The sequence below is a fragment of the Streptomyces sp. NPDC004111 genome (assembly GCF_042874215.1).
GTDB lineage: Bacteria > Actinomycetota > Actinomycetes > Streptomycetales > Streptomycetaceae > Streptomyces.
This window is the reverse complement of the sequence record NZ_JBIAMU010000010.1, coordinates 136,436-161,169: the sequence shown is the minus strand read 5'-3', so window position 1 is coordinate 161,169 and position 24,734 is coordinate 136,436. Positions and strand designations below refer to the sequence as shown.

Annotated in this window: 24 protein-coding genes and 1 pseudogene; 10 read left to right on the top strand and 15 right to left on the bottom strand. The window is 72.1% G+C overall.

The window, feature by feature from the left end; translation table 11 throughout:
* Positions 1-461 precede the first annotated feature (461 nt).
* The 3 genes from ACFYVL_RS20905 to ACFYVL_RS20895 all read left to right on the top strand — a co-directional run bounded on the left by ACFYVL_RS20905 (position 462) and on the right by ACFYVL_RS20895 (position 3,292).
* Positions 462-1,796, top strand: a complete 1,335-nt coding sequence (locus ACFYVL_RS20905) for a sensor histidine kinase (protein WP_389246861.1) — start codon at positions 462-464, stop codon at positions 1,794-1,796.
* 94 nt (positions 1,797-1,890) lie between these two features.
* Positions 1,891-2,601 (top strand): response regulator, encoded by a 711-nt coding sequence (locus ACFYVL_RS20900; protein ID WP_389247119.1) that lies wholly within the window; start codon positions 1,891-1,893, stop codon positions 2,599-2,601.
* 34 nt (positions 2,602-2,635) lie between these two features.
* The gene (locus ACFYVL_RS20895) at positions 2,636-3,292 is read left to right on the top strand and encodes a maleylpyruvate isomerase N-terminal domain-containing protein (RefSeq protein ID WP_389246859.1); all 657 of its coding nucleotides are present in this window, start codon (positions 2,636-2,638) and stop codon (positions 3,290-3,292) included.
* A gap of 54 nt (positions 3,293-3,346) precedes the next feature.
* Here the strand turns inward: ACFYVL_RS20895 and ACFYVL_RS20890 are convergent, their stop codons facing one another.
* Entirely contained in the window at positions 3,347-3,787 is a 441-nt protein-coding gene (locus ACFYVL_RS20890) for an NUDIX hydrolase (RefSeq protein WP_389246857.1), read from the bottom strand.
* A 128-nt stretch (positions 3,788-3,915) separates the two neighbouring features.
* Between ACFYVL_RS20890 and ACFYVL_RS20885 the strand changes: the two genes are divergently transcribed.
* Positions 3,916-4,233 carry a DUF6191 domain-containing protein gene (locus ACFYVL_RS20885; RefSeq protein ID WP_389246855.1) on the top strand — a complete coding sequence of 106 codons (318 nt, stop codon included), beginning with the start codon at positions 3,916-3,918 and terminating at the stop codon, positions 4,231-4,233.
* 84 nt (positions 4,234-4,317) lie between these two features.
* On the opposite strand, the gene ACFYVL_RS20880 is transcribed toward ACFYVL_RS20885, so the two are convergent.
* Genes ACFYVL_RS20880 through ACFYVL_RS20870 form a run of 3 tightly spaced genes read right to left on the bottom strand, consistent with a single transcriptional unit; the run spans position 4,318 to position 6,791 of the window.
* Entirely contained in the window at positions 4,318-5,145 is an 828-nt protein-coding gene (locus ACFYVL_RS20880) for a MerR family transcriptional regulator (RefSeq protein WP_389246853.1), read from the bottom strand.
* Positions 5,142-5,834, bottom strand: coding sequence for an exonuclease domain-containing protein (locus ACFYVL_RS20875; protein WP_389246851.1), 693 nt, complete (start codon positions 5,832-5,834; stop codon positions 5,142-5,144). Before ACFYVL_RS20875 ends, ACFYVL_RS20880 begins: the two co-directional genes overlap by 4 nt.
* Positions 5,835-5,894: 60 nt before the next feature.
* A complete protein-coding gene (locus tag ACFYVL_RS20870) occupies positions 5,895-6,791 on the bottom strand; it encodes a DUF2268 domain-containing protein (RefSeq protein ID WP_389246849.1) in 897 nt (298 codons plus the stop codon).
* Between the two features lie 189 nt (positions 6,792-6,980).
* On the opposite strand from ACFYVL_RS20870, the gene ACFYVL_RS20865 reads away from it, so the two are divergent.
* Positions 6,981-8,306, top strand: coding sequence for a phytase (locus tag ACFYVL_RS20865; protein ID WP_389246847.1), 1,326 nt, complete (start codon positions 6,981-6,983; stop codon positions 8,304-8,306).
* Between the two features lie 15 nt (positions 8,307-8,321).
* On the opposite strand, the gene ACFYVL_RS20860 is transcribed toward ACFYVL_RS20865, so the two are convergent.
* Positions 8,322-9,200 (bottom strand): hypothetical protein, encoded by an 879-nt coding sequence (locus tag ACFYVL_RS20860; RefSeq protein WP_389246845.1) that lies wholly within the window; start codon positions 9,198-9,200, stop codon positions 8,322-8,324.
* A 140-nt stretch (positions 9,201-9,340) separates the two neighbouring features.
* Here ACFYVL_RS20860 and ACFYVL_RS20855 point away from each other — a divergent pair, with 140 nt between their 5' ends.
* A complete protein-coding gene (locus tag ACFYVL_RS20855) occupies positions 9,341-9,931 on the top strand; it encodes a TetR/AcrR family transcriptional regulator (protein WP_389246843.1) in 591 nt (196 codons plus the stop codon).
* 52 nt (positions 9,932-9,983) lie between these two features.
* Here the strand turns inward: ACFYVL_RS20855 and ACFYVL_RS20850 are convergent, their stop codons facing one another.
* Positions 9,984-10,220 carry a hypothetical protein gene (locus ACFYVL_RS20850; RefSeq protein ID WP_389246841.1) on the bottom strand — a complete coding sequence of 79 codons (237 nt, stop codon included), beginning with the start codon at positions 10,218-10,220 and terminating at the stop codon, positions 9,984-9,986.
* Between the two features lie 212 nt (positions 10,221-10,432).
* Here ACFYVL_RS20850 and ACFYVL_RS20845 point away from each other — a divergent pair, with 212 nt between their 5' ends.
* On the top strand, positions 10,433-11,077 hold the full coding sequence (locus tag ACFYVL_RS20845) for a dihydrofolate reductase family protein (protein ID WP_389246839.1): 645 nt from the start codon (positions 10,433-10,435) through the stop codon (positions 11,075-11,077).
* A gap of 328 nt (positions 11,078-11,405) precedes the next feature.
* Here ACFYVL_RS20845 and ACFYVL_RS20840 read toward each other — a convergent pair whose 3' ends face one another.
* The 6 genes from ACFYVL_RS20840 to ACFYVL_RS20815 all read right to left on the bottom strand — a co-directional run bounded on the left by ACFYVL_RS20840 (position 11,406) and on the right by ACFYVL_RS20815 (position 16,982).
* The gene (locus ACFYVL_RS20840) at positions 11,406-12,014 is read right to left on the bottom strand and encodes a hypothetical protein (RefSeq protein WP_389246837.1); all 609 of its coding nucleotides are present in this window, start codon (positions 12,012-12,014) and stop codon (positions 11,406-11,408) included.
* Positions 12,011-12,478 (bottom strand): hypothetical protein, encoded by a 468-nt coding sequence (locus ACFYVL_RS20835; protein ID WP_389246835.1) that lies wholly within the window; start codon positions 12,476-12,478, stop codon positions 12,011-12,013. The genes ACFYVL_RS20840 and ACFYVL_RS20835 overlap by 4 nt, the downstream gene beginning before the upstream one ends.
* Before the next feature lie 68 nt (positions 12,479-12,546).
* A complete protein-coding gene (locus ACFYVL_RS20830; RefSeq protein WP_389246833.1) occupies positions 12,547-13,341 on the bottom strand; it encodes a hypothetical protein in 795 nt (264 codons plus the stop codon).
* 97 nt (positions 13,342-13,438) lie between these two features.
* Positions 13,439-13,942 (bottom strand): hypothetical protein, encoded by a 504-nt coding sequence (locus tag ACFYVL_RS20825; protein ID WP_389246831.1) that lies wholly within the window; start codon positions 13,940-13,942, stop codon positions 13,439-13,441.
* A 116-nt stretch (positions 13,943-14,058) separates the two neighbouring features.
* Positions 14,059-15,624: a hypothetical protein gene (locus ACFYVL_RS20820; RefSeq protein WP_389246829.1), complete on the bottom strand. Its 1,566-nt coding sequence runs from the start codon at positions 15,622-15,624 to the stop codon at positions 14,059-14,061.
* Between the two features lie 38 nt (positions 15,625-15,662).
* Entirely contained in the window at positions 15,663-16,982 is a 1,320-nt protein-coding gene (locus ACFYVL_RS20815) for a pyridoxal phosphate-dependent decarboxylase family protein (RefSeq protein WP_389246827.1), read from the bottom strand.
* 1,104 nt (positions 16,983-18,086) lie between these two features.
* On the opposite strand from ACFYVL_RS20815, the gene ACFYVL_RS20810 reads away from it, so the two are divergent.
* Together ACFYVL_RS20810 and ACFYVL_RS20805 are read left to right on the top strand one after the other, a co-directional pair.
* Complete coding sequence (locus ACFYVL_RS20810; RefSeq protein ID WP_389246826.1) at positions 18,087-18,758, top strand: DUF4097 family beta strand repeat-containing protein; 672 nt, start codon at positions 18,087-18,089, stop codon at positions 18,756-18,758.
* A gap of 129 nt (positions 18,759-18,887) precedes the next feature.
* On the top strand, positions 18,888-19,340 hold the full coding sequence (locus tag ACFYVL_RS20805) for a cupin domain-containing protein (RefSeq protein WP_389246824.1): 453 nt from the start codon (positions 18,888-18,890) through the stop codon (positions 19,338-19,340).
* Between the two features lie 172 nt (positions 19,341-19,512).
* Here ACFYVL_RS20805 and ACFYVL_RS20800 read toward each other — a convergent pair.
* Positions 19,513-20,598, bottom strand: a pseudogene (locus ACFYVL_RS20800) (LCP family protein); the annotation flags it as partial.
* Positions 20,599-21,225: 627 nt separating this feature from the next.
* On the opposite strand from ACFYVL_RS20800, the gene ACFYVL_RS20795 reads away from it, so the two are divergent.
* Positions 21,226-21,786, top strand: a complete 561-nt coding sequence (locus ACFYVL_RS20795) for an isochorismatase family protein (protein WP_389246822.1) — start codon at positions 21,226-21,228, stop codon at positions 21,784-21,786.
* Between the two features lie 179 nt (positions 21,787-21,965).
* On the opposite strand, the gene ACFYVL_RS20790 is transcribed toward ACFYVL_RS20795, so the two are convergent.
* Together ACFYVL_RS20790 and ACFYVL_RS20785 are read right to left on the bottom strand one after the other, a co-directional pair.
* Complete coding sequence (locus tag ACFYVL_RS20790) at positions 21,966-23,384, bottom strand: VWA-like domain-containing protein (RefSeq protein WP_389246820.1); 1,419 nt, start codon at positions 23,382-23,384, stop codon at positions 21,966-21,968.
* Positions 23,381-24,664, bottom strand: a complete 1,284-nt coding sequence (locus ACFYVL_RS20785) for an AAA family ATPase (RefSeq protein WP_389246818.1) — start codon at positions 24,662-24,664, stop codon at positions 23,381-23,383. The genes ACFYVL_RS20790 and ACFYVL_RS20785 overlap by 4 nt, the downstream gene beginning before the upstream one ends.
* Between the last annotated feature and the right edge of the window lie 70 nt (positions 24,665-24,734).

Genomic DNA, 24,734 nt, shown 5'->3' with positions numbered 1-24,734 from the left:
TTCGGCCATCTTGCACGAGCGGCGCACCCGGCATCGCCGGACAGCCGAAAGCCCTCGAAAGCACCCGAAGGCGCTGGCTGCTGGCTGCTGGCTGCTGGCTGCTGGCTGCTGGCTGCTGGCTGCTGAGCCTGGTACCGGCTCCGCGCACGACAACGCGACGGGCCGTCCTCTCCCCAGGACGGGCCGTCGTCGTCGGTCCGGTCGCGTCACCGGGCCAGGATCTCCCCCACGGATCCCCTGCCGCCCGGTGACGCCCGTACGTGCCGCAGTGCAGCGCCGCTCGCGCCGCGCCGTCCCCCGCACTGCTTGGCACAGAAGTTACGGGCGGTACGCCGTCGGCCGCGTCCTGCGGAGGGTTGATCCCCGGGTCAACCCAGCGCGGTAGTTCCGGGCCGTCTACAACCAGCGTGGTACATCGACCGGTTGACGTTCACCCCAGGCCCCGCCACTACGCTGCGACGATGCGGATCCGTTCCCCCTTCGTCCGCCGTCGGCAGACCGGTTCCCCGCCCCCTCGCGGCACCGTCCGCCCCGGCACCGTCCGCTCCGGCACCCGCCGGCTCGGCACCGGCCGGCTCGGGCCCCGGGGCCTCGACGCGCTGCTGGCCCTGGCACAGACGACGGTCGCCGTACTGCTGGGGCAGGAGGCCGTACGGCAGGGCTGGCCGGCCCTCGACGCGCTCGGGTACGCGCTGCTGGCCCTCACCACGCTGCCCGCCGTCCTCCGCACCCGCGCCCCGGTCCTCAGCTGCCTGGCCGTCCACGCGGGCTGGCTCGGCTACATCGTCGCCGGGTACTGGCCGGTCGCCGTCTGCACCGCCCCCATGCTCGCCGTGTACACCGTCGCCTCGCTGCGCCCGGCCCGTACGTCGGTGGCCTGCGCGGGGCTGATGGCGGCGGTGTGGACCGGCGCGGGGCTGCTGCACCCCGGTTCCGTCATGTCCTCCGTGCTGGCTCAGGCGCTGGTCTGGCCCGCCGTGCTGTGGCGGTTCGGGTTCACCGCCCGGCGGTCGGCGGAGCTGGCGCGCAGACTGCGGCTGGAGCAGGCGGAGCGGGCCCGCCGGGAGGTGGCCGCCGAACGCGGCCGGATCGCCCGCGAGCTGCACGACGTCGTCGCCCACCACATGTCGGTGATCTCCGTGCAGTCGGGGCTCGCCCGCTTCGTCCTCGACTCCGACCCGCCGACCGCGCGGGCCGCCCTGGACACCATCTCCGGCACCAGCACGGAGGCCCTGGAGGAGATGCGCCGGATGCTGCGGCTGCTGCGGGCGGACGACGACGAGCCCGGCGGGAGCGGCGGTGGCGGCGACGGTTCCACGGGGGCGGCTCCGGACGCGCCGATGCCGGGGCTCGCCCGGCTGTCGGAGATGGTCGAGCGGGTACGGAGCGGGGGCGTGCCGGTGGAGCTGCGGACGGCGGGCACCCCGCGTCCGCTCGCCCCCGGGGTGGAGCTGTGCGCCTACCGGGTCGTCCAGGAAGCCCTCACGAACGTCGTGAAGCACGCCCCCGGCGCCCCCACACTCGTACAACTGCGGTACGAGACGCACGAGGTGACGGTCGTGGTGACAAACGAGGCACCCCGGGCGGAACCGGCCATCGCGTCCGGGTTCGGCCCGGCCGGAAAGCACCTCGGCGCGCTCTCACCGGGCGGCCATGGCTTGATTGGAATGCGTGAGCGGGCCAAGCTCTACGGCGGAACGATCAGCATCGGCCCGCTCGGTGACGGCTACGAGGTACGCCTCGCCCTGCCCACCTCGCCCCGGGCCGTCCGACGGGAGGACGACGCCTCACCATGACCAGCCCCCGGCGGTCCGGATGACCGAACCGGTGCCTCCGTCCACTCCGGCCGCCCCCGCCTCCCAGCCGTCCCCCACCGTCCCGACCACCCCGGTGACGCGGGTGCTCGTCGTCGACGACCAGTTCCTCATCCGGGCCGGCCTGGCGGGACTGCTGCGCGCCGCACCGGGGTTCGAGGTGGCGGGCGAGGCGGGCGACGGCGCGGAGGCCGTCGAACTCGCCGCCCGGCTGCGGCCCGACGTGATCCTGATGGACATCCGGATGCCGGGCATGAGCGGCATCGTCGCCACCGAGAAGATCCTCGCCGAGGCCGAGGAGCCCGCCCCGCGCGTCCTCGTGCTGACGACCTTCGACCTCGACGAGTACGTGTACGGGGCGCTGCGCGCCGGAGCGTCCGGGTTCCTGCTGAAGGACTCCGGTCCCGAACGGCTGCTGGCGGCCGTGACGGCGGTGCGCGGCGGGGACGCGCTCTTCGCCCCGAGCGTCACCCGCCGCCTGGTCGAGGCGTTCGCGCAGCGCACCGAGGAGACGCGGGGCCCGGCGGCCGGGTCCGGCCCCGACGCGCTGCCGCCCCCCGCCGCCCCGGCCGATCTGGAGCTGCTGACCGACCGGGAGGTGGAGGTGCTGCGGCTGGCCGCCCACGGCCTGTCCAACGCGGCCATCGCCGAGCGGCTGTTCATCAGCGGCGCCACGGTCAAGACCCACCTCAACCGGACCATGTCCAAACTCAGCCTGGCCAGCCGGGCCCAGGCGGTGGTCATGGCGTACGAGACGGGATTGGTGACCCCGGGCAGGGGCTGCTGATCACCCCGTCCGCCCAAGCCGTAGGCTGCACCGCATGTCACCGTCCGGAGCACCGCGCACCCCCGTGGGCGGACGGCACGTCCGCGAGGCCGTCGCCCACTGCGTGACCACCCTCACCGGCGCGCCCGCCGCGCGATGGGAGTCGCCCGCGGGCGACTTGGAGTGGTCGTGCCGGGAGACCCTGGAACACCTCGCGGACGACCTCGTGACCTACGCGCTGCGGTTCGGGCCCGCACGGCCGGCGAGCGTGCCCCGGGTGCCGTTGCGGCTCTCCCGCGACCGGCCCGAGGGCCCGCTGAACGTCGTCTTCGTCGACCCGGCGGCCGGTCCCGAGGGGCTGCTGGCCACCGTCGAGGCCTGCGGCGCCCTGCTGGCCGCCGCCGTCGACACCGCCCCGCCCGCGACGTCGGCACCGCACGTGTTCGGGGCCGCCGATCCGGAGGGGTTCGCCGCGATGGGCGTCGTCGAGGCCCTGGTGCACACCTACGACGCGGCGCGCGGCCTCGGCGTCCCCCAGCGGCCCCCGCAGGAACTGGCGGAACGCGCCCTGGTCCGGCTGTTCCCCGACGTGCCGCTCACCGAGGACGCCCCGTGGCCGACCCTGCTGTGGGCCACCGGCCGCACCGGGGGCCCCGGCCGCCCGCGCCGCGAGACCTGGCGCTGGTACGGCGCCCCGCGCGACGCGGGCTGACCGGGAGCGTGCCGAGGTCGTGCCCGTCGGCGACGGAGGCACCGCCGCAACGTTTCACGGGGCGGGGTCCTGGGCCCGGAGCATCGCCAGACCGTCCACCGCCGCCGGGGACAGCTCCGCGGCGTCCAGACCGGCCAGCGGGTGCCAGGCGACCTCCGAGGTGGAGTCGTCGGTCTTGGTGACGGCGAGAGGACCGGCCTTGAGCTCGACCCGGTAGAACACGCCCACCAGGTGCCAGCCGATGCCCAGCCGGTGGGCGGCGTAGGACCGCGCGTCCAGCAGCCGGGCGTCCAGGAGCTCCAGCCCGGTCTCCTCGTACAGCTCGCGGGCGAGCGCCTCGCGCGGCTGCTCGCCGGGGTCGATCCCGCCGCCGGGCAGGTGCCAGAGCCCGGGTTCGAAGACCGGGGAGGCCGCGGAGAGACGGGTCAGCAGCAGGTGGTCCTCTGCGGTGGCGAGGGCGTACGCCGATATCCGCGGACGGGGCCGGGAGTCCAAGTCATCCTCCTGCGGGGCGGGTTCACGGCTCCGGAGGGCGCCGTGCGGAGGCCAAATCTAGCGATCATGGAACGGGGGCGGTACCGGCGGACCGCGGCGGTGGGCGGGCCCTGCCGGATACTGGGGGCATGGAATTCGCCGTCTTCATGACCCTCCCCGGTCTGGTCATCCTGCTGACCGTGCTGGCCCTGGTCGACCAGCTGCTGCTGCGCGCGGGGCGTTCCGGAATGCTGCCGTGGCGCAACGGTGCCCGGCAGGGGCAGATATCGTCGACCGGCTTCGAGCAGCTGCACGCCTCGTTCTCGCCGGGCAAGCAGAGCGAACTCAAGGAGCGGCGGTCGGCGCTGCTGCTGCGGGACGACGAGGAGGACGGCGCACCGCCGCACCGGACCACGGTGGACCTGGACGGCGGGCGGGCCGTCGTACGGATGCCCCGGACGCCGTAGCCGCGGGCGCTGCGGCGGGTACGGGGGCGGGACGGCCGGGCACGGCCGCGCACCCGGTGACGGTTCAAGAGCCGGGCAGCGGGTTCACTCCCACTTCGCGGTCGTGGGGTCGGTGCCGTTCGCCTCGGCGTTCGCGAAGATCACGTCGCGCAGCCAGCGGGCCAGACCGGGTTCCATGGCGTCGTAGTGGGCGACGTAACCGGGTTCGTCGACATAGCCGCGCGCGATGCAGACGTGCATGGCGTGCGTGCAGTCGAAGTACTGGGAGACGGACGCGCGGTGCCGTTCCGCGAGGGCGTTCGCCGCGTCGGAGCCGGGGGCCAGGCCGGTGCGTTTCCCGGCGGCGAGGTCCCGGTGGAGGGCTTCGGTGGCGGCGGCGATCTCCCGCCAGTCCTCGGGGGTCATCGCGGCGGCCCGCTCCGCGTACTGCCCCCACTCCGCGCTGTCGCCCCAGCGGGCCTCCGCCTCGTCCACCTGGCCCGGGTCCCAGTCGGCGCCGAAGATCTCGACCTGCTCCCGCGGGGTCAGCCGGATCCCGGGTTTCGTGGCGGTCATCATGCGGTCGACCGAGGAGACCATGTCCTGGAGGCGGGAGATCCGGTCGAGCAGCTGGGAGCGCTGGCGGCGCAGGTGGCCGTGCGCGGTGACGTCCGGGGCGTCGAGGATGCGGACGATCTCGGCGAGCGGGAAGCCGAGTTCCCGGTAGACGAGGGCGCGGTGGAGCCGGGCGATGTCGTCCGCCGAGTAGACCCGGTGGCCGGCCCAGGTGCGGGCGCTGGGGCGGACGAGGCCGAGGGAGTCCCAGTGGTGCAGGGTTTTCACGGTGACGCCCACCAGGGAGGCGGTCCGGCCGACCGTGAGGTTGTCAAGAGCGGGGGTTCCGTCGTCGGGGTCGGAGGTCTCGGAGGTCATGGGGAAAGTCTCGCAGGCGGCGGGGGTCCGTCGGCCGGGGCTGCCGGGGCTGCCGGGGACCCGTCTGCCGGGGCGGCCGGGGGCGGCCACGCGCCGCGCGCCCGCAGGTCCAGGACGAGCGCGGCGATGTTCCACGCGTCGTCCTCGCCCCGGTGGTGGCGGCCCTCCAGCGGCAGCCCCGCGACGCGCAGCGCGTGCGCCATGCCCGGCCTCCTGCGCAGCCCGTACGCCTGGGCGAACACGGCCTTGGCATTGGTGTGCAGCAGTTCCGCGGGGCGGCCGAAGGGGTACTCCACCCCGTCCGCCGTGCTCTGCCGCGCGAACTGCAACCGGTCGTAGTCGCCCCAGCTCGCCCACGGGCGCTCCCCCGCCCCGTACTCCTCGCGGAGGATCCGGCAGGCCTCGGCGAAGGTCGTGCCCCGGCTCACCTCGGCCCGGGTCAGACCGGTCAGTTCGGTGCAGAACGCGCTCACCTCGGACCGCGCGGGCCGGACCAGGAGGCGGTGCCTGGACACCCGTCGGCCCGCCCCGAGGTCGACGACGGTGAGGCCGATCTCGATGATCTCGTGCACCGAGCCGGGCGGCGGCTGCCCCTGCCAGCAGGTGGCCTCCACGTCGATGACGTTCAGAAGGCCGGAGGCGGGGGCGGGGCCGGTGCGGTGCCGCGTGTCGTCGCTCGCTGGGCTCATCCGGCGACAGTACGAGGGTGCGGGCCGCCCCGGCATCCGATTTGGGCGGCCCGCGGCCGGTCAGGCCCCGCTGTGCACGCCCGCGTTCGCCAGCACCTCCCCGGGCGGCAGCGCCACGCTCGCGGCGGCGGTCAGACCGCTGGCCGCCATGTGGGCGTCCGCGACGCGCAGTCCGACGCCGTAGCCCGCGAAGTCCGGCAGCCCGACGGGCTGTTGGCCGAACATCTCGGCGGTGGCGTCGCCGTGGACGTACGCGGTGAGGTTCTGCATGCCCGCCACGTCGATGCCGTCGGTGATCCTCGCGTACGCGTCGTCCAGTTCCCGCCCGCGCAGGCCGATCGTCCAGGGGCACATCGCCTGTTCGCCCGACAGGTCGCGCACGAAGGCCTCGGCGAGGCCCTCGGCCACGACCTGCTCGCCGACGGTGACGGTGGCGGGGTTCCAGACGACGTTGGTGTAGCGCACGTTGTGGTGGAGTTCGTGGGCGGCGGCGTGGCCGATCCGCTCCAGGGCCGTCCCGGTGGGCCAGATCGCCAGGTGGATGGCTCCCGGGAAGCCGCCCAGCCCGAAGTACCCGCTGCTGCGCACCGTCAGATGGTGGTCGTCGGGGTTGCCGAGCACCAGCAGGACGTGCACGGTGTCGGGGGTCCGGGTGCCGGGCGGCATCTCCTCGGCGAGCTTCCGTGCCGCGGCGTCGAGGCAGGCCTCGATCCGGTCCCGGACGCCCGCGTCCCGCATCCTGTGTACGGCGGAGGGCAGCCGCGGGTCGTCGCCCTCCAGGGGGAACCCGCTGCCCGCCCGGTGCATCCGCACCGCGTCGATGCCGCCCGCGCCGGCGGCGGCCATCGCCTCCTGGAGCGGGGCGAGCAGATCGCGCAGGGCCTCGGGCCTTTCCCGTTCGGGGAGTTGGAGGAGTTCGAGCATGGCGGTCGCGGTGTCGTGCACAACAATCTTCATGTCGCGGACCGTAGGACCTCCTGTTGCGGGAGGGGCAAATCCTCGCGCGCCGGGCACGCCCCGGGGCACCGTGGCGCACCGTCCGCGGGACCGCTCCCTTCCGCCATCCGCCGTTCACGGCCCCGTACTCCCCGCTTCGCCGACCGCCCCTAACCTCTCGCCGGACCCCACCCCCTACCGAGGAGCATCGTGAGCGCTTCCGCTCTCTCCGCGCTGGCCGCCGTCGCCGTCCTCTCCGTGACCGGCACCGCCGCCCCACCGCCTCCCCCGGTGTCCGCCACCGCCCGGGTGGAGACGCCCGCGGTGTACGACGACGAGGCGGGCGGCAACGCCGACGCCGACGACCCGGCCGTCTGGGTGGACCCCTCGAACCCGGGCCGCAGCATCGTCATCGGCACCCTGAAGGAGGCCGGTCTCGACGTCTACGGGCTCGACGGCCGCCGCCTCCAGCACCTCGCGGCCCCGAAGGCGCCGGGCGCCGGTGCCGCGCCCGGCCGCTTCAACAACGTCGACGTCGTCTACGGCTTCGAACTCGGCGGGCGCAAGACCGACCTGGCGCTGGTCAGCGACCGCGGCCGGGACCGCGTCCGCGCCTACGCGATCGACCCGAAGGCGGTCGCGGCGGGCCGACCGCCGCTGAGGGACGTGACGGCCGCGGGCGTCGCCCCGGTCTTCGCCGCCGACGAGACGCAGGTGGACGACCAGCGCACCGCGTACGGGCTGACCGCGTACACCGACGACGGCCGCACCTATGTCGTCGCCTCGCAGCGGGAGGAGACCCGGCTGCGGCTGCTGGAGCTGGAGGACCGCGACGGCCGCGTCGGCTACCGCACGAAGGACACCCTGGACCTGCCCCGCGCCTTCGCCCTGCCCGACGGGACGAAGTGGCGGCCGTGCGCCGACCCCGGCGAGCGTCCGCAGGTCGAGGGCATGGCCGTCGACCAGGAGGAGCGGGTGCTGTACGCGGCGCAGGAGGCCGTGGGCCTGTGGCGGGTGCGGCTCGACGACGCGAAGTTCGAGAAGCCGAAGCTGCTGGACCGGGTGCGGGAGTACGGGACGCCCTGGACGTACGACACGGAGAAGGAGGAGTGCGTGCTCGATGCGGCGCACGACCCCGGCTTCGGCGGCACGCACCTGTCCGCGGACGCGGAGGGCGTCACCGTTTACCACGCCAAGGACGGCAAGGGGTACGTCCTCGCCTCCAGCCAGGGCGACAACACCTTCGCCGTGTACGGCCGTGACGGCCGCAACGACTACGTCGGCTCCTTCGCCCTCAAGGACGGTCCGGCGGCCGACGGCGTCCAGCACTCCGACGGCTCCACCGTGGTCAACGTCCCGCTGGGGTCCGGCTTCCCGCAGGGTCTGCTGATCACCCACGACGGGGAGGCCACCCCGGCCGACGGGGAGCGGGCCGCCACCGACTTCAAGCTGACCCGGTGGGACGAGGTGGCACGGGCCTTCCCCGCCCCGCTGACCGTCGACCCGAAGTCCTTCGACCCGCGCGACACGGACTGACCCCGCGGCGGCCGGTCACTGGTGGTCGTACGTCATCCCGATGCCGAGGGTGCTCTGCGCCGGGAGGATCCCGGTGCCGACGATGTCGAGCACCGGGGGCAGCAGGAGGTCGGCCAGCCGGGCCGTCTCCTCCTGGGTGAGCGCGTCCCAGGGGGCGGCGGCCAGTTCGTCGGTGCGCCTCTCGACGGCGTTGCGCAGCCCAAGTCCTTCGTCCGTGGCTCTGCCGGAGGCGTCCACCAGGCCGCGGGCCGCCAGCCGTGCGCGGGCCGCGGCCCACTCCTCGGGGGTCCACCGCCGGCTGGCGAACACCTCCTCGGGCGCAGCGCCGACGGCCGCGTGCGAGACGAGGGACTCGGCGGGGCCGAGCCCGTGCGCCTGGAGGGCCACCAGGTGTCCGTCGCCGCGGTGCTCGCGCAGGACGGTGGCGGCGTGCCAGAGCACCATGTGCGGTTCCCCGGGCCAGGCACGGGCGGCGTTGGCGGCGGCCATGGGGCGGCCCGCGGTGTCGGCGGCGAGGGCCGCGCGGCGGGCGAGGGCGGCGGCCTCGCGCAGTTCGGGCGAGTCGGTCCGGTCGCCCAGGATGCGGCGCAGGGCGCGGTCCATGGCCGCGCTCCGCGCCTTCAGGACCTGCTCGGGCGCCGCGGTCCGCCAGGCGTCGGCCGCGTACCGCTTCACCATGCGGGGGCTGAAGCTGTAGAAGTGGGCGTTGACCAGCCCGTGGCCGACCGGGCCGAGGGGTGCGGCGCGGTAGGCGAAGTAGCTGGGCCAGCGTTCGTCGGTGGCGTAGCCGAGGGCGGCGGCCTCCTCGGCGGCCTCGGGGGCGTAGTAGAGGGTGGCGTGCACGGGCTCCAGCAGCTGCCACATCTGGCGGACGGTGCTCGGGCTGTGGGTCATGTCGTCGCTTCCTTCGCTGTCGCGGGGCGCATCTCCAAGGAACTTGACGCTGTCTAGATTGCGTCGCGCCGCTGTATCTTGTCAATGCCTACTTGTCAGTGACTACTTGTCGGTGCCTAGATTTGGGCTAGCCTGCTGTCATGGCTTCCACCGGCACGTACCACCACGGAGACCTGCGCCGCTCCCTCCTCTCCACGGCCGTGGAGGTGGTCCGCAGCGGCGGGGTCGCCGCGGTCAGCCTGCGCGATCTCGCCCGGCGCGCCGAGGTCTCGCACGCCGCCCCGGCGCACCACTTCAAGGACAAGGCCGGACTGCTCACCGCCATCGCGGCGGAGGGCTTCGACCTGCTGGCCGCCGCCCTGACCGCGGCTCCGGCCGGCGGCGCGCACCGGCTGCGCGAAATGGGTGTGCGCTACGTGGAGTTCGCGCTGGCGCACCCGGCCCACTTCGAGGTGATGTTCCAGCCGAGGCTGCTGCACGGGGACGACCCGGAGCTGTCCGCCGCCAAGGAGCGTGCCTCGGTGGCGCTGCGCTCCGGGGTGGAGGACCTTCCGGACGCTTCGGACCCCTTGGGTACCCGCCGCGCCGGGCTGGCCGCCTGGTCGCTGGCCCACGGCTTCGCCACCCTCCAGCTCGGCGGCAGTCTCCCGGCCCTGGACGACGACCCCGCCGAGACCTTCCGCAGCCTGGTCGGCCGGCTGCCCGCCGGGGACGCCTCCGAGGCAGGCTGAGGGAGCCGCCGCGCCCCCGGCGCATCCCGGACGCCGGGCCGTCGCGGGTGCTTCAGCGCGGCCCGCGCCTGGGGACGTACGCCGCGCAGCCGCACGTACCGCTGGGAATGAACTCGCCGACCGGGAAGTCGTCCCCGTGGCACGCACCGGTGCCCCCGGCGTGGTCACCGCTCTGGTGCTTGCAGGTGCGGCACCATTCCTTGGGCGCCCCGACGAGGTACATGGGCAGGAGCGACACGAGGCCGATGCCGCCGAACACGCCGAGCAGGACCAGAAGATTCGCCGTCACGCCACGCCAGCTCCTTCCAACTCCCTTGCGGAAGCGCGCCTTTCCCCTATTCTGCGGGCCGGTGGCACCCGCCGTCGCCCGGAGCGCGGCCGGTGTCCGGTACACCGATGACTTTCGCCGCTCCCGGGAGTCTCCCCTTCGCTGTCCCGCACAGCCGGGAACCGGGCTGCCGCCGCGGCCCCGCCGATCAACAGGTTCAACAGGAGGAACAAGTGGCTCAGTTGCTAAGGGTCCAGAACTTCAGCGTCTCCAGCGACGGGGTGGCCGCCGGGGAGGACCAGACCCTGGAGCGGCCCTTCGGGCACGTCTCGCCCGAGGGACTGTTCTCCTGGGCGGGGGCCACCGCCAGCTGGCCCAACCGGACCGACCCCGGCGGCAGCCGCGGCCTCGACGACTACTTCACCCGGGACTTCTCGCACAACATCGGTGCCGAGATCATGGGCCGCAACAAGTTCGGTCCGCAGCGCGGGCCCTGGGCGGACCACGAGTGGCAGGGCTGGTGGGGCGACGAGCCGCCGTTCCACACGCCGGTCTTCGTGATGACCCACCACGAGCGCCCTTCGTTCACGCTCTCCGACACCACGTTCCACTTCGTCGGCGGCGAGCCGGCCGACGTCCTCGACCGGGCGCGCGAGGCCGCGCAGGGCAAGGACGTGCGGCTGGGCGGCGGGGTGACCACCATCCGCCGGTTCCTGGACGCCGGCCTCGTCGACACGATGCACGTGGCGGTCTCGCCGGTGAAGCTCGGGTCGGGGCTGCGGCTCTGGGACTCGCCCGACGAGCTGCTCGACCGGTACCACCTGGACGTCGTACCGAGCCCGAGCGGGGTCACGCACCACCTGTTCTGGCGGAAGTGAGGCCAGGGGCCCTTCCGGGCCCGTCCGCCCCGCCCGTCCGCCCCCGCCCCGTCCGCCCGTTGACCGTCCGGGCGGCGACGGAGCCCGGATGATCAATCGGGCCCGGTCGGTCACGAATCGGACTCGCTCATTCCGAATTCAGGATCCCGGTCCCTTCAGTCCCTTCGGACCCTCGGCCCCGCCACGAGGACGGGACCCGAGGACGGGACCCGGGGACGAGGCACGGGGACGCGGCACTGGGGGCGGCAGCGGTCCGCCGACCGTCCCGGGCATCGGCCCCGGACGGTCGGCGGAGGGCAGGCGGGCCCGCGCGGCCCGGCCCGGTGGATCAGAGGCCGAGGATCCGGATGGACGGGTCCTGGCCGGTGTGCAGGTACAGCTTGTCCCGCGAGTTCTCCTTCTCCAGTTCCAGCACGAACCGGTACCGGTGCACCCCGGGCCTGGCCGTGCTCAGGACGGTGCCGGCCCAGTAGTAGTAGACGGGCGTCAGGGGCGAGCGCATCTTGTCGGGCATTCCGTAGATCTTCAGCTCCGTGAAGATCTTCCGTTCGGCCACGTCCTCCTCGTCACCCACCTCGGTGTCGAGGAACACGATGTTGTTGATCTTCGGCATCGGCGGCCAGGTGCCGTCGAGCCGCTTCTCCATGTCGAGGGGCCGGATGATCCAGTTGATGACCTGGCCCTGCCGGCAGACCGTCTCCAGGTGCTGGGTGCCCTGGCCGACGCCGCCGACGCTGTTGTCCATCATGTACAGGGCGTCGTCCAGCGAGTTCTGCTCGGTGGCCTTCTCCATGTCGATGAGGGTGACCACGTTGAGCTGTACGGAGTTGAGCTGGCCGGGGTTCTGCTTCGACTCGCTCACGCCGGCCATGGGGCCGGCGCCGGTGGCGGACCCGGGGGCGAGGGTGCTGGTGGAGCGGGCGCGGGTGGAGGTCATCGCTTCTCCTTCCGGGGGGTCGCGGCGGCGCGCGCACCCACCAGGGACGGGGTCAGGGAGGTGGTGACGGGGTCGGTCCTGGTGCCCACCAGGAACTTCAGCTCGTAGGTGAGCGATTCGACGTCGTCGGTCTTGACGGTGCCGATCCAGTAGGCGACGTCGGTGCCCGGGTAGACCTTGCGGACCGGTTCGCAGATCTCGGGGTCGATCACGACGTCGGCGAGCGCGACGAACGCCTCGCACTCCAACGCCAGGACGTTCCACAGGATCTGGTCGCCGCGCTTGACGGAGGTGCGCAGTTCCTCGGTGCCGAATCCGGTGGAGCCGCCGGCGAGGTTGGTGTCGTACAGGTAGAGGTGTCCCTCGGCGCTGCCGGACGCCAGGGCGCCCACGGCGTCCACGACCGCGGTGATCGAGATCGGCCGCCGCACCCCGTTGTCGCGCAGTATCGCCTTGCCTGGCATCGGTTCCTCCTTGGTGGCGGCGGTGGTACGTCGTCGGGTGGCCGGGGCCCGCGCGGGGCCCTCGGGCGTCATCCGCGGGCCGGCGGGATCGGCAGCATGCCGAGGCCGGCCTTGGTGAAGGCGTTGCGCTTGGGTTCGGTGCTGATCCTGAGTGCGGAGTCGATGGTCAGGTTCACCGGCTCCCAGAGGGTCTCACCGGCCTGCTGGACCAGCTTGTGGAGCTGGATGCGCATCGTGTACGAGTACACGCCGGGGCGCGAGCTGTCGACGGTGGCCGACCAGTACCAGCCGTCGGTGACCAGGTCCGGGGAGCCGTACTCCGCCGGGTACATGATCTTCTCGTCGACCGCCTCGCCGTAGATCTGGGTGATCACGGGGGCCGGGTAGCTGTACGCGCCGGCGTCGTCGGTGACGACCTTGCCGGTCACGTCGAGGACCTTCTGGTTGGACATGCGTCCCGCGGTGCGGCGGGTGGTCTTGATCCGGGTGCCCGCGGTCCTGCGGATGCGGGCGAGTTCGGCGGCGGACTCCTCGGCGCTGGAGGGGCCGACGCCGACCAGCCGGTCGAGGTCGGCGAGCGCCTCCTGGTCGCTCTGCCTGCCGCGTTCGACCTCGTACCCCTTGGGGACCGTCGGCGGGATCGAACCGAGGCTGTACGGGAGCCAGTTGAGCACCTGCTCGCTGGCCTGCGAACCGTCGCTCCAGTACGAGCCGTTGATCGCGGTGACCAGGCCGTTGGTGCCCTGGCCGTCGGAGCCGTGCAGCTTCATGTTGTCGAAGAGATAGGTGTGTTCCTGAAGGGACTTGGACTCCAGCGCGTTGCCGACGTCCACGAGCACGATGATCGCTAACTGCTGTGGCATGGTTCCTCCGGTCGGGACGGTGAACTGGTCCTGCGGGCGGCGCGCTCGGGCGGCCCCGCACGCACGTCCACGGGCGGCCCTGGACGCACGTCGGGCCCTAGACGCACATCAAGGACGGCGAGTCGATGTGGAGGGTGCTGAACTCGCCCTCGTACATCTGGAGTTCGAGGCGGTACTTGTGCGCGACGCCGGACGGCAGCTGCGGCACGATGCCGCTCCAGACCTCCAGGTCGAGCTTGTCGCCGTCGGTCTCCTCCTCGACGTCGGGAGCCTCGTCGTGGGACCGCGGGCGGGACGCGGGGTGCCCGGCGGCGCCCGGGTGGTGGGTGGTGCCGCGGGTCGCGTCGACGCGGGTGCTCTCGCCGTCCGGGCCCAGGAAGGTGATGTTCTTGATCTCCACGGGGGTCTGGAGGTCGATCGCCAGGACGGTCCACTGCACGACCTGGCCCGGCCTGACGAGCGTGACGAGGTCCGGGGTGCCCTGTGCCCTGCTCTGGTAGTCGCCGTTGTCGATCAGGGAGAGGTTGCCGTTGTGCAGCGACCTGTCCGAGAGCGCGCCGATGACGTCGACCATGGCGATGATGTTGACCTGCTGTTTCATGCCCACTGTCACTCCATCCGGTCGTAATCGGGTGTGGGTGCGGTGCGGTGCGGGGGTAGCGGGGCGGGGCCGCGCGGTGCCGTGCGGGGCGGCCGGCCCGGCCGCGGGTGGCGGGGTCAGCCCCGGTCGCGTACCAGCGGCACCTTGCCGACCGCGGTCCGCTCGATCTCCGGCGCGTGCCGGGGCACGAACACCAGCTGGAACTGGTAGCCGGTCTTCTCGATCGCGGCGGCGTTCGCCTCGCCGTGGTTGAAGAGCGACAGCGAGCGCGGCAGCGCCCTGAGGTACGCCTCGCGCAGCCCGTAGGGGCCGAGGGCCGACTCCATGCGGAAGGTCGTGGAGATGACGTCGTCGACCGAGGCGTACAGGGTGAGGGTCTTGGACTCGCGGTGATTGCTGAACTGGAACTCGTGGGCGACGTCGTCGAGGTCGACCGCCCCCGCCTCCGACAGCTCGTCGCGCAGTGCCTCGTAGGCGCGGGCCGCCGAGTACTGGCTGTCGTTGAGGTGCAGCACCTCGCCGGTGCGTCCGGCGAACTCGAACTGCTGGGTCTTCAGCCCGGGTTCGTCGAGCCGCGGCCGGCGGATCATCCGGTCGCCCAGCTTGAGCCGCAGCAGCGGGGCCTCGTGGGCGTGCAGCCGGGTGACGACGAGTTCGCCCTCCTCGCCCTCCTTCACCCAGCGGCCGTCCTCGTCCACGATCTCGATCAGGTGCAGACCGGGTACGGCGGCCAGGTACGGCGACTCCTGGGTGAGCTGGAGCCCGATGGTCTCGGCCTGGGTGGCGGCGAAGTAGCTGAGGATGACCAGGTTCGGGTACATCGCGTGCAGCTCGGTCCGCTTGCGCTGCGGCAGTACCCCGCTGCCGTACAGGGCGACCCGGAAGCTCTCCTTGGCCTGCTGGCTCATGCCGGCGCCCAGCTCGGCGAGGATCGCGATGCCCGCCGTGATGCCCATCAGCGCCTTGGGGCCCCGGTAGGAGAACATGTGCTCCAGGACGGGCGCGGTGACCGGCCCGGCCCCGATGTAGTTGACGCCCGGCACGCTCTGGAGCACCCCGCCGACCATGGTGCCGCTGCTCCACATCTGGTAGTCGGCGAGAGTCGTGAGCAGCCACTTGGGGTCGCTTCCCGCGAGGTAGCGGCCCAGTTGGTGGACGCCCATGAAGCGGCCCGCGATCTCGTACGTGTCCTGGAGCTCGCGCAGCGAGTACACGACCTCCAGGGGGCTGCCGCCGCTGGTGCCGCCGCTGGCGACCACCTCGAAGCCGCCCCGGCCGAGCGGCACCACCATGCCGGGCCGCGCCCCCATCAGGAAGTCGCGCTGCACGTCCTTGTCGGAGAGCGGGACGTCCTGCCACTGCTCGTACGAGGCGGGGGCACCGAGGATCCCGGCACCGGCCAGGCGCTCGCTCCACAGCGGGTTGAGCTGCACGGTGTGGATCATCTGCTGGAGCCTGCGCAGCACCAGGGCGTCCTGGATCTCGTGGGACAGCTCGCTGTACGCCGCTCCGCAGACACGCTCGCACTCGCGCATCTTCTCCGCGAAGGACGGCAGGAGGGTGACCGCGTCGACGGACGCGGGCCGCCACTCGTGGTCGGGGATCAGCCATTCGGCCAATTCGGCGGCCTTGCCGGGACCGCCGGTGTGCTGCGGGACGTGCGGGACGTTCACTGTGCTCACTCTTGTATCCCTTCGTCGAAACTGTCGCCGTAGCTCTGCTACTCGTACCGGGACATCAGTTCCTGTCCCGATTTCCGGATCTCGGCCAGCAGCATCCGGAAGTTCTCGACGGTGATCCGGTGATTCATCATCACGACGCGCAGGGCCGCCTCCCCCCGGACGTTCACCTTGGAGATGAAGAAGTTTCCCTGGAACTTCACCCGGTTACGGATGTCCTCCTGGAGGCGGTGGACGTTTTCCGGGGCGAGCGTTCCGGGAACGTACCGGAAGCAGAGAATGTTCGCTTCCGGCCGGTGCACGGTCTGGAAATCGCTTTCCGCCTGGAGCACTTCGTACGCGTCCTGCGTCAACTGGCAGAGGTGCTCTATCTTTTCGGCGAAGAGCGCCCTTCCGTACATGGACCACAGCACCCACAGCGGCATGATCATGGGGCGTTTGGTGCATTCGAAGTTCTTGTCGCCGCTGTCGAGCGCGGTGTAGATGTCCTGTTCCTCGTCGAACACATAGCTGGCCTTCTGGCGGAATGCCCCCCGGCTGTGTTCCTTGTTCCGGTAGAAGAGCAGCGTGCAGGGCGCGGGCACGAACATCATTTTGTGCGCGTCCCAGGCCAGTGAATCCACTTTCTCGATTCCGTGCAGTTTGTGGCGGAGCCGGTCGGAGACCAGCAGGCTGCCGCCGTGCGCCCCGTCGACATGGAGCCAGATGTTCCGTTCGTGCGCGAGGTCGGCGAGCGCGTCGAGCGGGTCGAAGGCGCCGATCGCGGTGGTACCGGCCGAGGCGACCAGGCAGAACACCTCCAGACCGCGCTCGGCGGCGGCCTCCAGCTCCGGACCGACCCGCTCCGCGCAGATCTTCTGGTCCGCGTCGAGCGGCAGCCGCACGAGCTGGTCCTCGCCGATCCCCATCACGCCGGCCGCCCGCGCGACGCTGTAGTGCACATCGGCGCCCACCGCGACGGCGGGCCGGCCGCGCCCTTCCATGGCGGCGCCGCCCCGGGTCCAGTACTCGGGAAAGCGCTGGTTGCGGGCGGCGAGCAGGGCGGTCAGGTTGGCCAGCGAGCCGCCCGACGTGGTGACCATGTCGAAGGTGCCGGTCTCCCAGCCGATGAACCGGTTGAGCTCGTCGGCCATGATCCGCTCGGCCACGTTGGGCAGCTGGCCCGCCTCGTAGAAGGAGGACGGCTGGTTGACGACCGAGCTGACGAAGTCGACCACTCCGCCGAGCGGCACGACTCCGGAGAACTGCCGTCCCATGTAGCCGGGCGAGTGGACCGGGATCCCGGTCCTGACGTACAGATCGACGATCGCGGCCAGTTTCTCCTCGTCGAAGTCGGCGATGCGGGTGCTCTCTTCGGTCATGAGAGAGCGCGCCGTTTCGGTGAGCCGTGCCGGATCGACCAGTTCGAGTCCCTTGATCGCTTGGTCTGCGAGATGCTTTTCGAGTTTGGCGAGCACCGATTCCGAACTCTCCCGGAACACCTGCGCGTCAAACGCCTCAAGCAGTAACTCCCCTTGCCCCCCGGCCAGTAATTCTCCCTGGCCCCCCGAGGCCTTCACCGACCTAGATTGCGTCACCGGGTCTCCCTCAGTTCTTCGGAAAACTGTCTGTGGCGGGCATGCCACTTACGGCGTCGTCGAGCAGCGGACCGGCACCCCGAAAGGGGCGCGGCAGCACGAAGACACCCCTCAAGCAAACGGTTGATGAAAAGTGAATTACCCCCCTCTCCCCGGCAATCCCCCCGCGCACTGGCGAACTGAGTGACAGTCAGCCCTACGCGCTCGGACCACGTTAGGGGTTTTCCTTTCAGTGGCCAGCCACCCTGGAATGTATGTCCGAAACCCTGCCGGGCGCACCGGCCGGAGTGCGTACGGATCCACTCGCCCGGCGAACCACATGCGTCACACCGTTCAAATGGCTTTCCGAGGTTTCCGGACAGCCGGCGGCGGCACCCCGTTCCCGCATAGCGGAACTCCGCAGGAAACGGGGACGGTAAAGCGAGGTGCCCCAGGACTGGTACGGACCGGAGGTGCCGGTTTCGCGCCATCGACGGGAATGTCAACAACGAGTCTGCTTCTGGCAGTTGCCCGGCACCCATTCCACGGGGGCGAATTTGTGTTCGGAGGGGCATTCCGGCCAGGCGAGCCCCCGGACGCGCCCCCTCCACACCCTCCCGCACCCCATCGCGCCCCGGCGCCCCCACCTCCACCCCTCGGCGGCCCCGGCCACCCACGACAAGTCCCTTCACTGCCCCGCGGAGCGTTCACCTTCATTACATTGCAACGAACTTGAGGTGTTCGTTGCATTGTATCCCTAACCGTTGCAACACTTTATGTGCTCTGAACTGCATGAATGCCATCCGTGTGCAACGAGTGCGTTGCCAGGAGTTGGAAAGCTACGTAGCTTTTCCTCCATCGGAAACGACGGGCCGCCCCAGGGCCCGCCACCCACCAGGGAGAGACACCATGCAGACCTTCGCCACCACCGCCCCCGTCACCGCCCACCTCGACATCCCCGCCGGCACCGTCCGCCTCATCGCCGCCGACCGCACCGACACCACCGTCGAGATCCGCCCCGCCAACCCCGCCCGCAGCCGCGACACCAAGGCCGCCGAACAGATCACCGTCGAGCACACCGACAACACCCTGCGCATCAGCACCGCACCCGCCAAGAACCGCCTCCTCGGCAACTCCGGCGCCGTCGAGATCACCGTCCAGCTCCCCGCCGGCTCCCACCTCCACGCCAAACTCGCCGCCGGCGAACTCCGCGGCGTCGGCCGCCTCGGCCACGTCACCCTCGACGCCGCCCAGGCCCGCATCAAGCTCGACGAGACCGCCGACGCCCACCTCACCCTCAACGACGGCGACATCACCCTCGGCCGCACCACCGGCCCCGCCCGCCTCACCACCCAGAAGGGCGACCTCACCATCGAAGAAGCCGTCCGCGGCACCCTCGAACTCCACACCCAGGCCGGCACCATCACCGTCACCGCCGCCCGCAACACCTCCGCCACCCTCGACGCCGGCACCTCCCACGGCCGCATCACCAACACCCTCACCCACACCCAGGGCCCCGACGCCGACCTCACCATCCACGCCACCACCTCCTACGGCGACATCACCGCCCGCAGCAACTGACACCCACCCACGGCACACCGGCCCACACCCCGCCAGCAGGCCACGGGTGAGGCCCCGGGAACGGAACGCGGTGAAGCGCGCAGTACGCTGCGCGCGTTCACCGCATCCTGTCGTTCGAGAGGAACTTCCTTGATATCGCGTGCAGTTCACCGAAAGACGCGGGCCGCGCTGGTGGGAGCGGCGGCCCTCGGACTGGCCTTCTCCGCGGGTTCCGGCGCCGCGCAGGCCACCCCGGCAGGCCCCGGTGTCGTCGGCAAGGTCATCTCCCAGCGGACCGTGGACGGCACGGACTACATCCTCCGCGACATCACCATTCCGCCGGGCCAGAGCACCGGCTGGCACGTGCACGACGGACCGCTGTACGGAGTCGTCCTGCGCGGCACGCTCAGCCACTTCGACGCCTCGTGCGCGAGCGACGGCGTCTACCGCGCGGGCGACCCGGTCACCGAACGCCGCGGCGCGGGCACCCACATCGGCCGCAACCTGGGCACCGAGCCGATGGTGCTGCGCGTGCTGTACGTACTGCCGCACGGTGCGCCCTTCTCGCAGGACGCGGCGAACCCGGGCTGCGACTTCCAGTGACGGGCACCGGCGCTGCGGACCGCTGACGGCGGGGTCGGCATGCGGAAGGGGACGGCCCGTGACGGGCCGCCCCCTTCCGCATGTCTTCCTCGCCGCACGCCCGGCCGCCACAGGGGGTCCGGTCACTGCCGCGCGCCCGGTCGCCGCAGTGGGTCCCGTCGTTGCCGCGCGCTCAGTCGCCCTTGACGATCTTGCCCGCGTCGACCTTCTCGCCCGCCGAGTTCTCGGTGACCGAGTCCGGTATCGGCTTGTCCGTGCGGAGCGCCATCCACAGCAGTTCGGACTGGTCCTTGAGGGGGACGACCCGGTAGGGGTCCTTGTCGTCGTAGTCGATGGGGAGGGTGATCACCTTCATGTCCTTGGCGCCGATGCCGCCGAGGCTGTTGCCGAAGGAGATGAGGGAGCCGACCGAGTTGAGCTTCGAGTCGGTGGTGAGGGTCTTGGTGGACGCGTCCGCCAGGTCGTACAGCCGCTTCGGGTTGCTGAAGATGCCGATTTCCTTGATCTGTTCCATCAGCGCCTTCATGAAGGCCTGCTGGAGCTGGATCCGGCCGAGATCGCTGCCGTCACCGACGGTCTTGCGGGTGCGGACCAGTCCGAGGGACTGCTCGCCGGTCAACTGGTGCGTGCCGGGCGGGAGATCGAGGTGGCTCTTGGGGTCCTTGATCGCCTTGTTGGTGGTCATGCTGACCCCGCCGAGGGAGTCGATGAGTTCCTTGAAGCCGGTGAAGTCGATTTCGAGGTAGTGGTCCATGCGGATGCCGGACAGCTTCTCCACCGTCTTCACCGCGCAGACCGGCCCGCCGACCTCGTACGCCGTGTTGAACACCTGGCGCTTCGCCTCGGGCTTGACCTTGGTGCGGCCCATGCACTCGGGGCGGGTGACCAGGGTGTCGCGGGGTATCGAGACGATGCTGGCCTTCTCGTTCCCCTTGTGCACGTGCACGATCATCGCGACGTCGGAACGGGCGTTGCCGACGTCCGTGCCGTACTGCTTGTTCTCGCCGCCGCGGGAGTCGGAGCCCAGGACGAGGATGTCCAGCGAGCCGTTGTCGTTCTCCGGCGGCCGGTCGCCGCCGAGGGCCGCGTCGATGTCGACGCTCTTGAGGTTGCCGTCGAGCTTGAAGTACACCCAGGTCGCACCGGCGCCGCCCACCACGAGCACCGGGACCAGCACCCACAGCAGGAGCGCGAACCTGCTGCGCGGTTTGCGCTGCTTGCGCCGGTTCGCGGCCCGCCCGCCGCTGCGCTGCTGCTCCCGCCTGGCCGCGGCCCGCCCGCCGCCGGCCGGCTGATCGTGCCCCGTCCCGGCGGGGCCGCCCCCGTGCCGCCCCTCGTCGGCCCACCGGTCACCGGCCCGGCCTGCTTCGTACCGTCCCTCGTCCGCCCACCCGTCGCCGGGCCGGCCGTCACTCCCCCAGCCGTCGCCGGGCCGTCCCTCACCAGGTGGCTCGTGCCACCCGGCCTCCGTGTACCCGCTGCGCGGCTGCTCCCTGGGCGGCTGTGCCCTGCGCCCCCCGCCCTGTTTCCGTCTGCTCCCACCGGACCGCGAACGTCCGCCCCTGCCATGGCCGCCCATGCACTACTCAGCTCCTTGAAATCCCCGTTTACCCCCTGCCGCCGCGGATCGGGGATGGAAACTTGTCGACAATTTATTCGCCCCCTTCACGGGGCGTTGCACGTTCAGACGTTCGAAGATGACGAAGGGTTGTACGGGATTTTGTTGCGGTCGTGTGTCGTACGGGGTATCGCGTCCCGCCGGCGCCATACCCGCAGGTCCACGCGGAAGGGGAGCCCACAGGTCCGCAAAACCCCGGTCCGGCGGCCCGCCACCCCCACAACCTCCGCCTCGTACCGACTTCTTGGGGAGTGGCAGGATGGCCCGATGAGCGCATCCACCGCCCCCGTACAGGCCCTGATCGTGGTCGACGTCCAGGCCGCCTTCGTCACCGGAGCCGGTGCCGTGCCCGACGCCGACCGCGTACGGGACCGCACCGAGAAGCTGCTGACCGCCGCGCGCGCGGCGGGCGTCCTCGTCGTACACCTCCAGAACGACGGTCCGCCCGGCGCGGACGACGAGACCGGCACCCCCGGCTGGGAACTGCACTTCCCGCCGCAGGAGGGTGAGGTCGTGGTGCACAAGACCGTCGACGACGGCTTCGAGGAGAACCCGCTCGCGGAACGGCTGAAGGAGGCGGGCGTACGGGGTCTGGCGGTCTGCGGCGTGCAGTCGGAGATGTGCGTACGGGCAACCGCCCAGACGGCCCTGGAGCTGGGCTTCCGGGTGGTCGTCCCGCACGACGCCCACGGGACGTACGACATCCCGGCGGCCGAGGGCATCAGCGAGGCGGTACCGGCGGTGATGGTGTCACGGGTGGCGGAGTGGACGCTGGGGGACGAGGTGGAGGTGGTGGCGGAAGCGGCCGAGGTGGTCTTCGGGCAGTGACCCGGCAGTGACGCCCCAGCGCCTGTGTCTCAGTACAGCGGCACCGGGGGCACCGCGACCGACACCTCGGGAAGTGCGCCGGCCGGCGTGTGCGCGCCACGGCCGGCGGGCCGGACCCCGGGGAGGACCACGTCGCCCGCCGCGCGGTGGAACACAGTCGTCGCCGTGCGGTCTCCCCCTCACCCCAGCTCCACCACCCGCGTCCACGCAGGTGGCCGGTCCGGGACGTAGTCCGGGTCCGATTCGTCGCGTTGCACTCCCGTGTACGGGCGGGGGAAGAGACCCACCACCGTGCGGCAGGCGGGGCGGTGCGACGGCCAGGGGGTCTGGCCGTCCGTCAGGACCACGATCACGTCCGGGCGCGGCATAGCCCGCAGCGCCCTGGCGAAGCCCTCGCGCAGGTCCGTACCGCCGCCGCCCATCAGCGGGATGCCCTCCGCCCGGCACAGCGGATGCGCGATCCCGGCCGCGGCGTCGCACGACACCACCGTGACCAGGTCGCGCCGCCCGCCCACCGCCTTGGAGATCGCGGCCACCTCCAGCAGCGCGCTGCCCAGTTCCGTGTCGCTCACCGAGCCCGAGGTGTCGATCACCACCGACACCCTGGGCGGTGTGCGCAGCAGACTCGGCAGTACGACTCCGGGCAGGCTCGCCGAGCGGCGGGCCGGCCTGCCGTACGTGTAGTCGTCGCCCGACGCCGAGCCCGCGGCCGCCGCCCGGATCGCCGCGCCGAGCAGTTCCCGCCAGGGCTGCGGTGGGTGGAACGCCTCCTTCGCCCAGCGCCGCCAGCCCTGCGGCGCGGTCCCCGGGCGGCCCTTGATGCCCTGCGCCACCCGGAACCTGACCGCGTCCCGCTGCTGCTCGCTGAGCCCGTTCGCGCCCTCCGGGCCCAGGTCCCAGCTGCGCTCGCGGCCGTCGGCGCCGCTGCCGCAGTCCAGCCACGCCAGCCGCTGGGTGAGCGGGCCGACCCGGAACTGGCGCAGGTAGTCCTCCATCAGTTCGCCCTCGGGCAGCCCCAGCATCGCCGGGTGCACCAGCCCCTCCGGCTTCACCAGGCCGTCGCCGAACGCGTCGTCGTTGATCTCCATGTCCGCGGCGATGTTCATCCGCAGCCGCTCCCCCGGGCCGGTCAGCCCGCGTTCCCGGGCGACCCGTTCGCCCCGCCCGTGGTGGTCGCGCAGCAGGTGGGACACCTCGTGCACCCACACACTGGCCAGCTCCTCCTCCGGCGTCGTCTCCACGAACGCCGGCGAGACGTACATCCGCCAGTGCGCGTCGACCGCCATCGTCGGCACCGCCCGGTCCGCGACGACGTGCAGGGCGAAGAGCGCCGTGGCCAGGTACGGCCGGGCCCTGGCCGCCTGGAGCCGGGCCGCGAACAGCTTGTCGTGGTCCAAGGTGTCCGCTGCGGACCCGGCGGGCGGTACGGGGTGCCGCGGGTCCCGTGCCGGGGGCGCTTCGGCCGGTGGCCGGGCCGCGGGAGGCTCCGGCGGGGCGGGGCGGCCCGCTGCCAGATCGGCCGGCGACGGCCTGCGCCGCCCCGCCGACGGACCCGGTACCGGCCCGGTGTCCACGGTCCGCTCCGCGGATGCGCTCATCGGCCCGCCTTCGCGCCGGCCGCCACCCGTCCCGCCGCGCGGTCCGCCCGCTGCGACAGTCCCACCACGCCCGCCAGCCGCTCGATCGTCTCCGGCACGTCCCAGTTCTCCTGCCGCAGCGAGGCCAGGGTGGTCGCGGGGACGACGATCAGGTCCGGCGCGCCGGTCTCCATCGCCCGTACCAGCAGCTTCCAGGCCGCGTCCCAGCGCGCCCTGTCCGGGCGGTTGCGGACTGCGGCCACCACCCCGTCGAGGGTGGCCTGGCGCAGGTCGCCGCGTTCGGGGAGTTCGGCCGCCGCGGGGTCGGCGAGGAGCTGTTCGGGGTCGGGCAGGTCCATCCGGTCCAGGTAGGCCACCATCTCCAGCCCGGGACCGTCCCCCACCGTGCCCCTGATCAGCTGGGACAGCACTTCCCGGTCGGAACCGGCGGCCGTCCCGAACGCGATCAGGCTCAGGGCCATGTCCCAGCTGCGCGGTGACGGCCAGGCCCCGCCGCGTCGGGTCTCGCTGCTGGGCAGCCGGTGCACCAGTTTGGGCCGGGCCGCGAGCATCCCGCACACCGCCCGCCGCGCGTACGCCACCGCTTCCGGCAGCTTCTCGGGGTCGAGGCTCGGCATGGTCGCCCGGGGCCAGGTCCCGCCCAGACCGCGCACCACCACCTCGTGGTCGTGCGCCCAGTGCAGGTGGACGAAACGGTTGGCCAGCGGTGCGCTCAGCTCCCAGCCGTCGGCGGCCGAGGACCTCGGATTGGCCGCGGCCACGATCCGCACGCCGGGCGGAAGCCGGAGCGCGCCGATCCGCCGTTCCAGGACGAGCCTGAGCAGTGCGGCCTGCACCGCGGGCGGCGCGGTGGACAGTTCGTCGAGGAACAGCAGTCCCCGCCCGGCCCGCACCAGGCGCACCGCCCAGTCCGGCGGTGCCATCGGCACTCCCTGCTCCGCCGGGTCGTCGCCGACGATCGGCAGCCCGGAGAAGTCGGACGGCTCGTGCACGCTGGCGATCACCGTGGTCAGGGGCAGTTCCAGGGATTCGGCGAGCTGGGTCAGGGCCGCGGTCTTGCCGATGCCGGGCTCGCCCCACAGCAGTACGGGGAGGTCGGCGGCGACAGCCAGGGTCAGGGCCTCCAGCTGGCTGTCGGGGCGCGGCTCGGTGGTGGTGTCGCGCAGCAGGCCCAGCAGCTCACCCGCGACTTCGAGTTCGGAGCGACGCCCGGCCGACGGAACCGGACTCGACGGGACGAAAGGGGCGTCGGAGGTGGTGGGCAGGGTGCTCAGGGGCATGTGGGATCACCTTGGGTGTGAGAGGGAAAGGGAAGGGCCGTGGGTGTGCAGGTGTGCAGGTGTGCAGGTG

What these genes read in the sequence shown, in the direction of transcription:
- ACFYVL_RS20825 (WP_389246831.1), bottom strand. Translation starts at nt 13,942, where the DNA reads ATGAAACAGCAGGTCAACATCATCGCCATGGTCGACGTCATCGGCGCG.
- ACFYVL_RS20830 (WP_389246833.1), bottom strand. Translation starts at nt 13,341, where the DNA reads ATGCCACAGCAGTTAGCGATCATCGTGCTCGTGGACGTCGGCAACGCG.
- ACFYVL_RS20840 (WP_389246837.1), bottom strand. Translation starts at nt 12,014, where the DNA reads ATGACCTCCACCCGCGCCCGCTCCACCAGCACCCTCGCCCCCGGGTCC.
- ACFYVL_RS20810 (WP_389246826.1), top strand. Translation starts at nt 18,087, where the DNA reads ATGCAGACCTTCGCCACCACCGCCCCCGTCACCGCCCACCTCGACATC.
- ACFYVL_RS20895 (WP_389246859.1), top strand. Translation starts at nt 2,636, where the DNA reads ATGTCACCGTCCGGAGCACCGCGCACCCCCGTGGGCGGACGGCACGTC.
- ACFYVL_RS20790 (WP_389246820.1), bottom strand. Translation starts at nt 23,384, where the DNA reads ATGAGCGCATCCGCGGAGCGGACCGTGGACACCGGGCCGGTACCGGGT.
- ACFYVL_RS20905 (WP_389246861.1), top strand. Translation starts at nt 462, where the DNA reads ATGCGGATCCGTTCCCCCTTCGTCCGCCGTCGGCAGACCGGTTCCCCG.
- ACFYVL_RS20815 (WP_389246827.1), bottom strand. Translation starts at nt 16,982, where the DNA reads ATGACCGAAGAGAGCACCCGCATCGCCGACTTCGACGAGGAGAAACTG.
- ACFYVL_RS20870 (WP_389246849.1), bottom strand. Translation starts at nt 6,791, where the DNA reads ATGAAGATTGTTGTGCACGACACCGCGACCGCCATGCTCGAACTCCTC.
- ACFYVL_RS20835 (WP_389246835.1), bottom strand. Translation starts at nt 12,478, where the DNA reads ATGCCAGGCAAGGCGATACTGCGCGACAACGGGGTGCGGCGGCCGATC.
- ACFYVL_RS20875 (WP_389246851.1), bottom strand. Translation starts at nt 5,834, where the DNA reads ATGAGCCCAGCGAGCGACGACACGCGGCACCGCACCGGCCCCGCCCCC.
- ACFYVL_RS20795 (WP_389246822.1), top strand. Translation starts at nt 21,226, where the DNA reads ATGAGCGCATCCACCGCCCCCGTACAGGCCCTGATCGTGGTCGACGTC.
- ACFYVL_RS20855 (WP_389246843.1), top strand. Translation starts at nt 9,341, where the DNA reads ATGGCTTCCACCGGCACGTACCACCACGGAGACCTGCGCCGCTCCCTC.
- ACFYVL_RS20885 (WP_389246855.1), top strand. Translation starts at nt 3,916, where the DNA reads ATGGAATTCGCCGTCTTCATGACCCTCCCCGGTCTGGTCATCCTGCTG.
- ACFYVL_RS20785 (WP_389246818.1), bottom strand. Translation starts at nt 24,664, where the DNA reads ATGCCCCTGAGCACCCTGCCCACCACCTCCGACGCCCCTTTCGTCCCG.
- ACFYVL_RS20860 (WP_389246845.1), bottom strand. Translation starts at nt 9,200, where the DNA reads ATGACCCACAGCCCGAGCACCGTCCGCCAGATGTGGCAGCTGCTGGAG.
- ACFYVL_RS20880 (WP_389246853.1), bottom strand. Translation starts at nt 5,145, where the DNA reads ATGACCTCCGAGACCTCCGACCCCGACGACGGAACCCCCGCTCTTGAC.